The sequence below is a fragment of the Asaia sp. HumB genome (genome assembly GCF_030263835.1).
GTDB classification, from domain to species: Bacteria; Pseudomonadota; Alphaproteobacteria; order Acetobacterales; family Acetobacteraceae; genus Asaia; species Asaia bogorensis.
The window spans coordinates 1,656,308-1,669,539 of the sequence record NZ_JARPML010000002.1; the positions used below are offsets into that span (position 1 = coordinate 1,656,308).

At 59.3% G+C, this 13,232-nt stretch carries 13 protein-coding genes and 2 tRNA genes; 11 read left to right on the forward strand and 4 right to left on the reverse strand.

Features of this window, described 5'->3' with window-relative positions; all coding sequences use genetic code 11:
- The first annotated feature begins 48 nt into the window (after window positions 1-48).
- The 4 genes from P5689_RS08545 to P5689_RS08560 all read left to right on the forward strand — a co-directional run bounded on the left by P5689_RS08545 (window position 49) and on the right by P5689_RS08560 (window position 3,547).
- Window positions 49-540: a Fur family transcriptional regulator gene (locus P5689_RS08545; protein WP_023979764.1), complete on the forward strand. Its 492-nt coding sequence runs from the start codon at window positions 49-51 to the stop codon at window positions 538-540.
- Window positions 540-1,439: a GNAT family N-acetyltransferase gene (locus P5689_RS08550; RefSeq protein WP_023979765.1), complete on the forward strand. Its 900-nt coding sequence runs from the start codon at window positions 540-542 to the stop codon at window positions 1,437-1,439. The genes P5689_RS08545 and P5689_RS08550 overlap by 1 nt, the downstream gene beginning before the upstream one ends.
- A 15-nt stretch (window positions 1,440-1,454) precedes the next feature.
- Complete coding sequence (gene lnt / locus P5689_RS08555; RefSeq protein WP_031241523.1) at window positions 1,455-2,981, forward strand: apolipoprotein N-acyltransferase; 1,527 nt, start codon at window positions 1,455-1,457, stop codon at window positions 2,979-2,981.
- Between the two features lie 65 nt (window positions 2,982-3,046).
- Window positions 3,047-3,547: a helix-turn-helix domain-containing protein gene (locus P5689_RS08560; RefSeq protein ID WP_023979767.1), complete on the forward strand. Its 501-nt coding sequence runs from the start codon at window positions 3,047-3,049 to the stop codon at window positions 3,545-3,547.
- Window positions 3,548-3,580: 33 nt separating this feature from the next.
- On the opposite strand, the gene P5689_RS08565 is transcribed toward P5689_RS08560, so the two are convergent.
- On the reverse strand, window positions 3,581-4,243 hold the full coding sequence (locus P5689_RS08565) for a tyrosine-protein phosphatase (RefSeq protein ID WP_285532823.1): 663 nt from the start codon (window positions 4,241-4,243) through the stop codon (window positions 3,581-3,583).
- A 94-nt stretch (window positions 4,244-4,337) separates the two neighbouring features.
- Between P5689_RS08565 and P5689_RS08570 the strand changes: the two genes are divergently transcribed.
- Together P5689_RS08570 and P5689_RS08575 are read left to right on the forward strand one after the other, a co-directional pair.
- The gene (locus tag P5689_RS08570) at window positions 4,338-4,646 is read left to right on the forward strand and encodes a hypothetical protein (RefSeq protein WP_023979769.1); all 309 of its coding nucleotides are present in this window, start codon (window positions 4,338-4,340) and stop codon (window positions 4,644-4,646) included.
- Window positions 4,643-5,389 carry a class I SAM-dependent methyltransferase gene (locus P5689_RS08575; RefSeq protein ID WP_285532826.1) on the forward strand — a complete coding sequence of 249 codons (747 nt, stop codon included), beginning with the start codon at window positions 4,643-4,645 and terminating at the stop codon, window positions 5,387-5,389. Before P5689_RS08570 ends, P5689_RS08575 begins: the two co-directional genes overlap by 4 nt.
- A gap of 23 nt (window positions 5,390-5,412) precedes the next feature.
- Here P5689_RS08575 and P5689_RS08580 read toward each other — a convergent pair whose 3' ends face one another.
- Window positions 5,413-5,592, reverse strand: a complete 180-nt coding sequence (locus tag P5689_RS08580; RefSeq protein WP_023979770.1) for a Trm112 family protein — start codon at window positions 5,590-5,592, stop codon at window positions 5,413-5,415.
- A 109-nt stretch (window positions 5,593-5,701) separates the two neighbouring features.
- The gene (locus P5689_RS08585; protein WP_285532829.1) at window positions 5,702-6,676 is read right to left on the reverse strand and encodes a tetratricopeptide repeat protein; all 975 of its coding nucleotides are present in this window, start codon (window positions 6,674-6,676) and stop codon (window positions 5,702-5,704) included.
- Between the two features lie 219 nt (window positions 6,677-6,895).
- On the opposite strand from P5689_RS08585, the gene P5689_RS08590 reads away from it, so the two are divergent.
- The 3 genes from P5689_RS08590 to P5689_RS08600 all read left to right on the forward strand — a co-directional run bounded on the left by P5689_RS08590 (window position 6,896) and on the right by P5689_RS08600 (window position 9,787).
- Window positions 6,896-6,970: transfer RNA gene (locus P5689_RS08590), tRNA-Gly, on the forward strand.
- Window positions 6,971-7,265: 295 nt separating this feature from the next.
- Window positions 7,266-8,222, forward strand: coding sequence for a hypothetical protein (locus P5689_RS08595; RefSeq protein WP_240993446.1), 957 nt, complete (start codon window positions 7,266-7,268; stop codon window positions 8,220-8,222).
- Between the two features lie 116 nt (window positions 8,223-8,338).
- A complete protein-coding gene (locus tag P5689_RS08600) occupies window positions 8,339-9,787 on the forward strand; it encodes an amino acid permease (protein ID WP_285532834.1) in 1,449 nt (482 codons plus the stop codon).
- A gap of 26 nt (window positions 9,788-9,813) precedes the next feature.
- Here the strand turns inward: P5689_RS08600 and P5689_RS08605 are convergent.
- Window positions 9,814-9,888, reverse strand: a tRNA-Thr gene (locus tag P5689_RS08605).
- 92 nt (window positions 9,889-9,980) lie between these two features.
- Between P5689_RS08605 and P5689_RS08610 the strand changes: the two genes are divergently transcribed.
- Entirely contained in the window at window positions 9,981-11,456 is a 1,476-nt protein-coding gene (locus tag P5689_RS08610) for a paraquat-inducible protein A (RefSeq protein ID WP_285532835.1), read from the forward strand.
- Window positions 11,453-13,138: an MlaD family protein gene (locus P5689_RS08615; RefSeq protein ID WP_285532836.1), complete on the forward strand. Its 1,686-nt coding sequence runs from the start codon at window positions 11,453-11,455 to the stop codon at window positions 13,136-13,138. Before P5689_RS08610 ends, P5689_RS08615 begins: the two co-directional genes overlap by 4 nt.
- Window positions 13,139-13,232 lie beyond the last annotated feature (94 nt).

Genomic DNA, 13,232 nt, shown 5'->3' on the forward strand with positions numbered 1-13,232 from the left:
GATACTTAACGTTGGCAAAGGACCGGATTTTCGGCTACGCCGTATTCCATGGTATCTGAAGCGAAAGCTGACGCAAAGCGAAGCGGGCGGGCTCAGGAAGAGTCACGCATCGGGCAATTATGTATCGACCGGGGCCTCAAGATGACAGGGCAGCGCCGTGTCATCGCGCGTGTCCTGTCCGAAGCTGAAGATCACCCGGATGTCGAGGAGCTGTATCGTCGTGCCTCGCAGCTCGATGCGCGTATTTCCATCGCAACAGTCTATCGCACGGTCCGTCTGCTAGAGGAAAAAGGGATCCTCGAGCGTCGTGATTTTGGTGGTGGTCGTGCACGTTATGAGGCCAGCGAACCTGGCCACCAGCACCACTATCATCTTATCGATGTCGATTCCGGTCATGTCGTCGAATTCGAGGATGAGGACCATGCTGCCCTGATGGAGGCCCTGGCCCGTCGCCTCGGCTTTGATCTCGTGTCGCATCGTCTCGAACTCTTCGGCCGCCGCATGCCCCAGAAGGCAGGCGGCTCAACAGGTCAGGATTGATGAGCGCCAAACCCTCCCACGCCGAGATCCTGCGTCTTCTTGTTACGGACGGCGAAAACAGTGCTGCTGCAGGTCAGTCACTTTCCAGCCTCGATCTGTCCAGGGACGCCTTTCCCGAACTTCGGGGGGGGCAGCTTGGCGTGCGTATTGCAACGACCGATGCCGAACGCGAAGCCGCTCAGGCCCTGCGCTACCGCGTGTTCTTCGAGGAGATGGGAGCTCATGCGGATGAACGCACGGCTCGTCTGAAGCGCGATATCGACGATTTCGATGAGGTGGCGGACCATCTTCTCGTGATCGATCATGCTGTGTCGTCGGGTGCCGAAGGCGTGGTGGGGACCTATCGTCTCCTGACCAGCGACAAGGCCGCTCAGCTCGGACGTTTCTACACATCGAGCGAGTACGATATCTCGACGCTCACGGAATTCCCTGGTCGACTGCTTGAAGTCGGGCGTTCCTGTGTCGATCAGCGCTACCGTGGTCGTTCGGCCATGCAGCTGCTCTGGCGTGGCATTGCCTCGTACATCTTCCTGCATCGTATCGATGTTCTGTTTGGCTGTGCCAGCCTGCCGGGGACAAATCCCGATCTCATGGCTGATGAGCTGACTTATCTGTATCATAATCATCTCGCCCCGCCGGCGCTCCGCATTCGCGCTCTGCCGGACCGGTATGTTGATATGCAGCGCAGCGATCCGCATCTGCTTGATCATCGCAAATGCCTGTCGAAGCTGCCGCCCCTCATCAAGGGCTATCTGCGTCTCGGTGGTTTCATTGGTGACGGGGCCGTTGTGGATGAACAGTTCAATACGACGGATGTGGCCGTTCTCGTTAAAAGCGAGCTCCTGGCGGACAAGTATTATCGTCATTATGAGCGTCGCCTGAGAGACGCCCTAGAATAAGACCAGGAGTAAAATGTGACTTTCCGGCTCTGGAACGCTTCCTTCCCGTCGAGCCGGCTTCCATTTTCCACCGGGAAAATGATTCTGGCTGATCTCGTCGTCGGGGCTCTTGCCTCGCTGGCGCTCCCGCCTCTGTACTGCTTGCCTGCGCTCTCCCTTGGGTTGCTCTATCTTTATCGTTGCACGCAGGACGCAGCGAGCCCTCGTCAGCTTGCGGTACACGCCTTTTTCTTCGGGCTTGGCTATCACACGGCGGCATTGTCCTGGTTGACGAATGCCATACTGACGCGGGCGCATGATTTCTGGTGGGCTGTGCCCATTGCCGCCCCAGGCTGCGCCTTGATTCTTGCGCCCTTCATCATGGTGCCCGTCCTGCTATGCCGCCTCATGCCGGAAGGCGCGTCACGCATGGTCATGCTGGCTGCGCTATGGACGCTGGCTGACATGGCGCGTGTATTCATCTTCACGGGCTTTCCCTGGAACCCGACCGGCAGCGTGTTCGAGATCCCGGGTCTGGTGGGTGATATTCTCATTCAGCCTGCTGCCGTTATAGGGGTGGACGGGCTGACATTGGTCGCTGCTCTATGCGGATTGCTGGTCTGGCATGGGCGCACAGTCCGCCTTGGTCTGATCGGGGGCATTTGCGTGTGGGGTATATGGGGGGCGTACAGCCTGACCAACCCCCAACTCTTGCCCGTCAGGAATCCCGTGGTGGCGCTGTTGCAGGGGAATGTGCGTGAGCGCGACATTCTCTCGCGCGATGGTGCTGTGCAGGCATTCAGGCTTTATCTGCGCCTCACCAATGAAGCCGTAGCGAAGGCAAGGGCCCTCAACGAGGATCGGGGCCTTATCTATCTCTGGCCTGAGTCGGGCTTTCCCGGACTTCTGGACGAAGATGAGCCCGCTAGGCGCATGATTGCCCAGGCGGCAGATGGCGCATGGGGGATGATCGGGTCGGATCGGCGCGACGCAGATAACCGGTTTTACAACAGTATTTTCGCTCTGGATGAAAGCGGGCAGATCAGGGCCGTCTACGACAAGTCCACGCTGGTTCCGTTTGGAGAATATCAGCCACGCTTCATTCCGTTCAATCTGCTTCCAGGTCAGTTGACGCCGGGTAAGGGGCTAGCCACCTGGTCGCTGCCAGCGCTAGGGGCTGTCGGACCCCTGATCTGTTACGAGATCATATTCTCCGGCCATGTCGCAGGCGCCAAGCGTCCAGACTGGTTGGCGAATATCACCAATGATGCGTGGTTCGGTAATAGTGCAGGGCCGCGCCAGCATCTGGCGACCGTAAGAATCAGGGCGGTCGAAGAGGGACTGCCGGTCGTTCAGTCTGCTAATATGGGTATCACGGCAGCTTTTGATGGCGCCGGGCACGAAATTGCCCGCTTGCCCTGGGGTAAGGCAGATAGCCTTGTTCTCGCCATACCCTCGCCGCACCGGCCAACAATATTCTCGATCTATGGAAGAATAGTCCCTGTCAGTCTCTGCATTATGGCTGTCTTGGTGGCTGTTTTTCTTGGGCATCGCCGACAGTAGATAATAGAAAGTTAATCTATGCCGTTGGGTGTATCTGATTAACCACCAATAAGAGTCCATGCTTGATGAGTAATACCGCAAAAAGCGCCTCGGCAGCGGGTCCGATCGATGCTCTCGTCGGCGCACGGATCAGATTGCGGCGTACCATGCTGGGCATGTCGCAGGAAAAGCTCGGCGCGGCGTTGGGACTTACTTTTCAGCAGGTGCAGAAATATGAGCGTGGCGCGAACAAGGTAGGGGCAAGTCGCCTCTATGAAATGTCGCGCGTTCTCGATGTGCCGATCGGTTTCTTCTTCGATGATCTGGCTGGTGGGGGAAACGGGTCCATGCGACGCTCTGAGGGCGCCTCCTCGGCGGCGACCGGTTTTTCAGAGGCACCATCCGGTTTCAGGTCGGCGACAGGCGAAGATGGGCTTGCCCCCGTAGGTCTGTCAGCGGAACCCATGCCTGCACTACGCCTCGATACAATGTCCGTTGAGCTCCTGCACGCCTTCCAGAATATCACAGACGCCAAGGTGAGGTTTCAGCTGGTCAACCTGGTGAAAAGCATGGCGTTCCCGGATTGAGACAAAAGCGCGGGTTCTGAGCCCGATGGGAGTTTATTCCCGGCGCAAAACCTTGTCTGTTACGAAAGAGGCCAGTTTACCCGCCGTGAAATCCTTTTTGAGCCTGACCTCGTCATACTCATGCTCGACCCAGTGCATGAAGGGTATGCGCCCTTCAGCCTCGACCTGATAGCGCAGGACAAATGCGTCGAGAATACCGGTACGAGCCCGGTTGAAATGCCCAAAACGCCAGTGCAACTGGCGCAGCGCCTGAGCGGCTGTCCCGCCTTCGAACAGGATGACCAATGCCGAGGCCAGGCCTGCGCGGTCGGCACCTGACTTGCAGTGCATGAGCATCGGGCGTTCGATCTGCGCATACAACTCGGCAAAGCGCAGGATCCTGTCTCGGTGCGGTGCGCCACGGCTTTCGAAAGCCATGTCGATATGATCGAGGCCCAACGCCTGCGCAGCCTGCCGTGAGAGGGCATCTGAACCGCAGCGCCGATGCCCGCGCAGATTGACCAGCGTGCGCAGGCCCAGCTTTCGCTTGAGTCGGGCCAGCCGTGCGGGTGTGGGGTGATTGCATCGATAGACATTGCCCGGTACGACGGTAGCGAGATTGGTCCAGGGTAGACGGAAAATGGCATGATCGACGAAGAGACTGTCGATCCACGCCTTGCGTCGGCCTGTGGCAGTTGCCAGCGATCCATCAAACACGAAAAACTCTCCCCCGATTTGCTGTGCGATGCCTGCCGCACCCGGCATCATCCGTCAATTGCCGCCAGTGAATGAGGTTGATACAAGATTCGTCATGCGTTCAGCCTCGCTCCTCCTCTTTCTGATGGTTCTTGCCGGCTGTGCGGATAATACATTCGGCCCCCCGAAGCCGGATCTGGCCGTGAATGGTCCACCGGGCCATCCGCCCGGTCAGCCACCCCATCGCGATCGCATGGCACGCGCCTATGCTTCGCTGCCGGTTGCCATACCGGGCATGGACGGGGCGTCGGGTCCGCCGGTTCTGCCGGGCCTCGCCACCGAGACCGTGACGACCAGTGAGGTCAAACCCCAATATGCCGTGCCCGATGCCGAAGTCTCCTACGGCAAGAGAGGGAATCCATGAGCGACTTCGTCACCGGACATTATGGCCCGCGCGCCAAGGATTATGTCAGTAGCCAGACCCACGCAGTCGGGGAGGATCTGGAGCGTCTCGTCGCCCTGCTGCGTGAAGAGACCCCTAGTGTGGCCCTCGATCTCGGCTGTGGCGGCGGTCATGTGAGCTATGCCATGGCGCCGTTCTGCGGGCAGGTCGTGGCTTATGACCCGACATTGAGCATGGCTCTTGCCGTCAGGAACGAGGCAGAGCGCCGTGGACTGACCCGGATTCGCCCTGTCGGAGGTTTTGCGGAATCCCTGCCCTTTGCAGAGGGCATTTTTGATGTGGTGGCCAGCCGCTTCAGTGCCCATCACTGGCGCGACCTGCAGGAGGGGCTCAATGAGGCGCGCCGCGTGCTGCGACAGGGCGGTCTGGGGATCTTTATCGACACGGTCGCCCCAGAGGCCCCTATGGCCGATTCCGTGCTGCAAGCGATCGAAACCCTGCGCGATCCCTCGCACATGCGCAATTATCGCGTCTCGGAGTGGAGACGCAGTCTTGAGAGTGCTGGATTTGCGCTGGAAGGCTATCAGCCCTTGCGCCTGAAGCTTGACTTCGCCTCATGGGTTGCGCGAACCCGGACGCCTGCCTTGCATCAGCAGGCCATTCTGTCGCTCCAGAGGGCGACAGATGCCGGAACCCGACAGCATTTTGCTGTCGAGGCTGACGGGAGCTTCACGCTCGATACGGCGCTTTTCACGGTGCGTTAGAGCACGGCGCCGGTCATGGCGTTTCAGTCGGCCAAGGGGCGGGCTTCTTCCGGCAGCATCACCGGGATGCCGTCGCGCACCGGGTAAGCAAGGCGGGCCCCCTTGCTGACAAGCTCCTGAGCCTCGCGGTCATAGATGAGCGCTTCCTTCGTCACCGGGCAGACAAGCATGGAAAGAAGGCGGGGATCGAGATCCTGAGCCATAGGTGAATCCTTCTGATGGATGGGAGAGGGGGTTGAATGGCCTCGACCCTGCCTTCGTCATTCCTCTTTTAAAGGGGAAGAAGGCAGGATGGCAGCCGCGAGGCGTGGCTCAGGAAAAGAGCAGGGCTGACAGCTTGCGTCGCGCGGGTAAGGTTGCCGGATCGGTATTGCCCCAGGCTTCGAAGAACCGCAGCAATTCGGCGCGTGCTGCGCCGTCATTCCACTCGCGGTCCTGTTTGATGATGGCAAGCAGGGTGTCTGCTGCCTCTGATTTATGACCCGCACCATTCAGGGCGCCAGCCAGACGGAAGCGTAAAGCGAGATCGTCGGGAGACGCCGCACACTCCGCCCGGAGCCCGTCGAGCGCCGAGGCTGCCTGATGGCTCTCCTTGTGCAGGGCCAGGGCAGCGCGTGCGCCTGTCACGGCCGGGTGCTCCGCCAGCTTCGGTGGTACCTGACTCAGGGCCTCGTCCGCACCCTCATCATCACCCAGTACCGTCAGCGCCCGGATCATGCCGCCCCAGCCCTCGGGGTTTTCCGGCTCGATTTCGAGCAGCGAGGCAAATAGCCCGGCGGCTTCCTCTGCCTGACCTTCCTGCAAGGCAGCCGAGGCCGCGGCAAGGATATCCGCGCTTGGCAGCGTGGCGCCGGTTGCCTTGACGATCTGCTCGATAAAGCGGCGCACTTCGCTCTCGGGCTGGGCGCCCTGCAGGATGTCGACAATCTGGCCCTTATAAAAGGCCGCAACAAGCGGGATCGACTGGATGGGCAGACCGACCTGCGCAAGCTGGGCCGCAAGCGCGGCATTGGCCTCGATATCGACCTTAACCAGCTTGACCCGACCGCCGGCCGCCGTCACGGCGCGCTCGAGCACGGGGGTCAGTTGCTTGCAGGGTCCGCACCAGGGCGCCCAGAAATCCACAAGTACGGGAAGCTGCCGGCTGGCTTCGAGCACCTCAGGCATGAAGCTGCGCTGATCGGCATCGACGATGAGTGCAGCCTGTGTGCCGGGAGCGCCGGGGGACGGGGGCAGGCCTGCGTCGTTTCCGGGCTGGGGGCGATTCTGCCCAATGATATAGTCCATGGAATCTCTCTGTCCCGATGATGCGCGGCTTTTCGCTGGCATCACCTGTTGATCATCATGGCTACAAGATTGTTCTGAAGCGTGCAGGACGCAAGCCCGAGCCTGGGTGCGCGGCGTCGGGAGAGGCTCCCAAGAAAGAAAAGCAGAAAAAAAGCATGTTTTTTAAAAAACCCTCTTGCGCGCCACGGCCTCAGGCAGTAATTACCCGTCCAACGGAACGCGGGCGTAGCTCAGGGGTAGAGCACAACCTTGCCAAGGTTGGGGTCGTGGGTTCGAATCCCATCGCCCGCTCCAGATAATCTACTGATTTATCTGGAGCGGCGCTTCCGAAATACCAAAGAAAATTCTCAGAACTTTATGAAGAGCAGGAATTACTTTCCTGAATTCTTTGTGATCTTGTGCGCTCAAACGCCTTGCATACCAATGAACCTGACTCTTTGATCAGCAAAATCTCGCTTTGGACAGGTTGCGTCACCCTTGGAAGGTTTTTAACCGTCGTAGGGTAACAAAAAAATAACGCGGCGAGATTTTGAGACATTATCCCACTATAAAGAGCTTTTTGCGGTCAGTTCCGGCTATTGCGGGCCTGATGTCCGCCCTGTCATTTCCCTGTGGCATGGGCAGCAAGGTCTGGGCATCTGATGCCGAGCCTCAGCCAAAGCGCGAGCAATGGTACACTGGCTCTCTCATTTCGCCGTCTGGCCCGCAGTTCAAGGCAGGTGTGCTCGGAATTGAGCCCTATCTGACCTATAATCAGCCCGTGGATTATCTCGGGTCCAATGGGCGCTCCATGTCGTCCGGACCGGGCCAGAGAACCATCAGCAATTCGACGATGGTCAAATACGGGCTGACCGATAATGTCAGTATCCAGATATTCCCTGCCATCTCCTATGGCTGGAAGCGCGGAGATGGCACGACCAGCAGTCTAAAATTCGGCGATATGCCGGTCGACTTTCTCTGGCGCTTTCTGGACCCCAACCCCAAACGGTATATTCCGTCGCTGAGCCTGTTTGTCGGCATGCTCATGCCGACGGGTGATTATTCCAATCTGGGCCGAAGTCAGGACGGCGTGGGCAATGGCGCCTATGTTTTCCGCACGGCACTGGTAGAGCAATCAACCTATGATTTGCCGCATGATCACACGTTGCGGCTGCGTATGTGGGCGACATTTCGGCGCGCTGTCACCTCGGCCCGCCTTGATAACGTGACGAGCTATGGCACCACCAAGGGTTTCGTGGGGCGTGGGCGCCCTGGCATGAGTGGCCAGACTGGCTTTTCACTCGAATATGGCTTCAACCAGCGCTGGGTGCTTGCTGTCGATATGGTGCGCGACTGGGCCAATGGCGCGCGCATCTGGGGCTCTGACGCGAGGGGGCGGCGTATCGATCGAATCAATGGGTCATCAGGCGACTGGATGGTGGCACCGGCACTCGAATTCAGCTGGTCGCCCCGTTTCGGCGTCATTGCAGGCGCTTCGGTTTTCTATGCCGGCCACAATACCAACATGAATGTTGCACCGCAGATCGCGGTTAACATGATGTTCTGATTGCGAAATGGAAGGCAGGCGCCTTCCGGCAGGAGCGAAGACGCCCGAACAGGACTTGCCATGAATGCGAGAGCACGCCACAGCTTGGCGCTTATCCCGCTTCAAGGAACTCTTTCATGGCGACAGACGGCCCGTCTCGCACTCTTCATCGCCAGCTCGGTCCATTCAGCCTGCTGATGATGGGGATCGGTAGCGTCGTGGGTGCGGGTATCTATGTTCTTCCCGGTGTCGCCGCCTCGCAATATGCCGGTCCGGCTGTCTCCCTTTCCTTTGTTCTTGCAGCCATCAGCTGCGGCTTCATCGGGCTCTGCTATGCCGAGCTCGCCTCGGCGCTTCCGCGTTCCATGGGCGGGGCTTACGGTTATGCACGAGCGGTGCTGGGCGTGGGGCCTGCCTGGTGGGTCGCCTGGATGCTGGTGCTGGAATATGCGCTGGCCGGATCGGCTGTTTCGGTTGGGCTGACGGGCTATCTCGCCAAATTCCTGTCGGGCTGTGGCATTACCCTGCCCGCTTCTCTGAGCGGGTCGACCGTCATCTGGCAGGATGGCGGTTTCCATCTCGTGGCGCAGATCAATGCAGTGGCGCTCTTTCTGGTGCTTGTTCTTGGCCTGGTCCTGTCACGCGGCATCCGTCAGGCAAGCAGGGCCAATGTCGCTTTTGTATTGCTGAAGCTCGCTGTGCTGGTGGTTTTTGTCGGGGTGGGTTGTTCGCAGGTGAAGCCGGCTCTCTGGCACCCCTTCCTGCCCGCCTCAGAAGGCGGGTTCCATTTTGGCATTGCCGGGCTGTTGCGTGCGGTGGCTGTCGTCTCTTTTGCCTATCTTGGCTTCGATTCGATTTCGATTGCGGCTTCTGAAGCGCGGCAACCGGGGCGGGATGTGCCGTTCGGGCTGATCGGCGCTCTGGCGATCAGCGCGGTGCTCTACGTCATGGTTTCACTGGTGATGACCGGGCTTGTGCCGTTTCGCCAGCTTGGCACGGCAAGCCCTGTTGCGCTGGCGGTGCAGGCGCTGGCCATGCCTGCTCTGGCGCTCGTGCTGCAATTCGGTTCCGTCATTGGTCTGGGCTCGGTGCTGTTTGTCAGCCTTTATGGTCAGTCCCGCCTTTGCCACATCCTTTCCCATGATCGCCTTATTAGCCCGCGCCTCTGTCTGGTCGATGCCAGGACGGGTGCGCCAGTGCTCGCCATTGCGCTGACCACAGGCCTGACCGCGCTGACGGCCGCGCTCCTTCCCATTACCTTGCTGGCCGATCTCGTCAGTATCGGCACGATGATCGGTTTTCTGGTGATCGCCTTCGCCGTCATGAAGCTGCGTGGTGATGAAGGCCTGCCTCAGGCACGGTTTCGGGTGCCGCTGGGCGGTGTGCGTTTTGGTGGGCTCTGGATCGGAATCGTGCCGGTTCTGGCAATACTGGCCTGCCTGATCAATCTGGCGACCGTACTGACAGACCTGACCGCGCAAACCCTGCGCGGCGAGTGGATCCCGCTAGGGTTTCTCGCGTTGTATTGCGTCGCGGGTTGGTTGCTTGGGCGCAGGCAAACCAAGCCTGGTCATGCATCAAACTGATCGAGCGCAAAATGTAGGGGGGGAGATGGTGCCGACACTCGGAATTGAACCGAGGACCTACTGATTACGAATCAGTTGCTCTACCCCTGAGCTATGTCGGCGTCCTTGGCGCGGTGCTATAGCCGAGACCGGGGCCGACTGCAACAGGGCAAACACCTATCTCTCAATGGAATCGTCCGCTACACTATGATTCATGTCTGATCGCTTCCACAAGCGTCTCTGGCGCAACGCTGTCACCATGGCTTCCGCAGTGCCTCCCACACCGACACTCAAGGTTGTGGAAGGTTTGCGAGAGTGCTCTGATTGTGGCTTGTTCCAGACGGTACCTCGCCTGAGGCGGGGGCAGGTGGCCTATTGCACGCGCTGCGATGCCCAGTTGGCACGCAGGCGTCGAACGCCGCCGATTGCGGCACCTACCGCCTTCTGCCTGGCCTCGGCAGCGCTCTACATCGCATTGCTCATCACGCAGCTTCTCACCATCAATGTGCATGGGCGGGTCAATACAGTCACCATTCTCACCGGGCCGATCGAACTCGGTCGGGAAGGGTTTGGCGAGATCGGTTTGATCGTCGGGCTGACGACACTCATCATGCCCGGTGTGGTTATTGCCCTCATGGGGGCGATTCTAGTGGGCGCCAGCCGTCGTACCATGCCCGATTGGGCGCCGCGTCTGATGTCCTGGTACGAAAGACTGCGCGAATGGTCGATGATCGAGGTTTATATCCTCGGTGTCTTCGTCGCCTATACCAAGCTGATCGACCTGGCGATTGTCGATCTCCAGGCCGGTGTCTTTCTGATTGCCGCGCTCATGATCACCATGGCGGCCACAGATTCCACCCTCGATGTCGAGCGTATCTGGGACAACCGCGATATCCGCGAGGAGATGGCGGATGGTCAGGGACGGATCCTGCCTGTCGAGCATCTGACGGCCACCGACGATTCGATGCCACCCATCCAGCATATGCTGTCCTGTCACTCCTGCGGACTGGTCATGGCGTTCGATCATGAGGTGTCGCGCGAGGGCGATATGGGCGATTGTCCGCGATGCCATCAGATCCTGCGTCGTCGGAAATCGAACAGCCTGACCAATGCAGCCGCCCTGCTGCTGGCGGGGATCATCTGCTACATTCCGGCCAATATGCTGCCTGTGATGACCTACACCAAGATGGGTCAGCCCGACACCAGCACCATCATCCACGGTGTCATCGAACTCTGGCAGTCCAACCTGATCCCGCTTGCCCTGCTGGTGCTGTTCGCTTCCATCACCGTGCCGGTACTCAAGATCGTGTCGCTGGCGCTGATGGTTCTCGGCACGTGGCGCAAGCAGAAGCGTGGATTACGTCTGCTGACCAAGCTCTATCGTCTGATCGATATCATCGGGCGCTGGTCGATGATCGATGTTTTCATGATCTCAATTCTTGTTGCGATCGTTCATTTTAATTTTCTCGCCAATGTTTTGGCGGATCCGGGTGTGGTTTTCTTCACCATCGTCGTCATCGTGACGATCTTTGCGGTGCATAGCTTCGACCCACGCAGCATGTGGGATGCCGCAGGGGAGAACGGCCCTGTGCCTGCCCCGGACGAGGCGAGACAAAATTCCGGTCAAGGAGGGATCTCCGAGGCCGGTTCTTCATTTCCTCCTCACGATATGGAGCCTGAGCGCGCGTGAGCGACAATAACGATCAAACCCGGCAGCACACCCCCGGCCCGAAAAAGGCAGGAATCAGGAAGACACGTTTTTCTATTGTCTGGCTGATTCCGATTATTGCTATCGTCATCGCGGGGTGGCTTGCGTGGCGTAGCATCGCCAATCGCGGTCCTGACATCACCATCACCTTCGATACGGCTTCCGGCCTGACCGCTGGGCAGACACAGGTCAAGAACAAGGCTGTTACGCTGGGTACGGTTCAGGACATCAGCCTGACACCGGACATGCGCCGTGTGATCGTTCATGTGCGCATGAACGGGGACACGGAAGACATCCTGACCGATCATACGCGCTTCTGGGTGGTGCGACCCCGCATCAATGGGGCCAGCATTACCGGGCTCGAAACCCTGCTTTCAGGGGCCTATATCGCAATCGATCCGGGTGAGAAGGGTGGTCGCTATGAGACCAACTTCACAGGGCTCGAAGCCGCACCCGGTGTGCGTTCCGACCAGCCCGGCTCCACCTTCATGCTGGTCACGCCGACGCTGGGGTCCATCGGTGAAGGGGCTCCCGTATTCTTCCGCGACATGTCTGTAGGCGAGGTTCTTGGCTACACCATGCCGCCGGGGGGCGAGGGGCCGATCATGGTCCAAGTTTTCGTCAAATCGCCCTATGACCATTACCTTCGCACCGATTCGCGTTTCTGGAACGTCTCGGGCGTGCAGGTGGGGCTCGGTGCCGGTGGCCTCAAGGTCCAGCTGACGTCACTTCAGGCGCTCCTCTCCGGTGGTGTGGCCTTTGGCCTTCCGACGCGCCGCCTGAAAGTCGATGCCCCGCAGGCACCGGCCAACTCGGTATTCCGTCTCTATGCAAGCCAAGCTGAAGCCGACAATGCGCGTTATCATCAGCGTGTGAAGGCAGCGACCTATATCGACAGTTCAGTGAAGGGACTGACGTCCGGAGCTTCGGTCAGTATGTTCGGTATCCAGGTGGGCAGTGTGACCGATGTCTCACTCAAGGTGAACGAGCAGGACGCCACAGCACGGGTACGCGTGGAAATGGAGCTTGAGCCCGAGCGCGTTCTGAACAGCGAGGAAACATCGCGGGACTCGCAGCACAAGCTGCTGGAGGCTTTCGTTGCCAAGGGGATGCGCGCTTCAGTCGAGAGCGCCAGCTTCCTGACGGGCGAATCGATGATCGGTCTGCAATTCGTCAAGAACGCCAAGCCTGCGTCGCTGACCTATGAGGATGATGTAGCCATTATCCCGAGCCAGCCTGGCGGGATTGACGGCATCATGGCTTCAGCTGCCACAACTATGGATAAGGTGGCCGCCATGCCCCTCACCCAGATTGGCGAGCATCTGAATGATCTCCTGGCCCACGCGGACCAGCGTCTGGCCAGCCCTGAGGTCAAGCAGTCGATCGTCGCGCTGCGCGATTCACTGCGTCATATCTCGGAACTGACCCAGAATGCGAGCGAAGGGATGAAGCCGCTTCTCAAGAAGCTTCCTGCCATGAGCGACGCCCTGCAGGGCACACTCAAAAATGCGCAAACCGTTCTCGCAAGCTATGGCGGCGATACCGATTTCCACCGGGATCTGCAGGCCATGATCACGCAGCTCAGCCAGGCCGCACGCTCCATTCGTTTCCTGACGGATTATCTCAACCATCATCCTTCAGCCTTGATTACGGGACGCCACTGACGTGCAGATTTTTTCCTTCCCTCTCCTCGGTCAATCGCGTTCCCGGTCGGTGGGGCGCGTGATGCCTCGACTATGCGCTAGCGCATTGATGCTG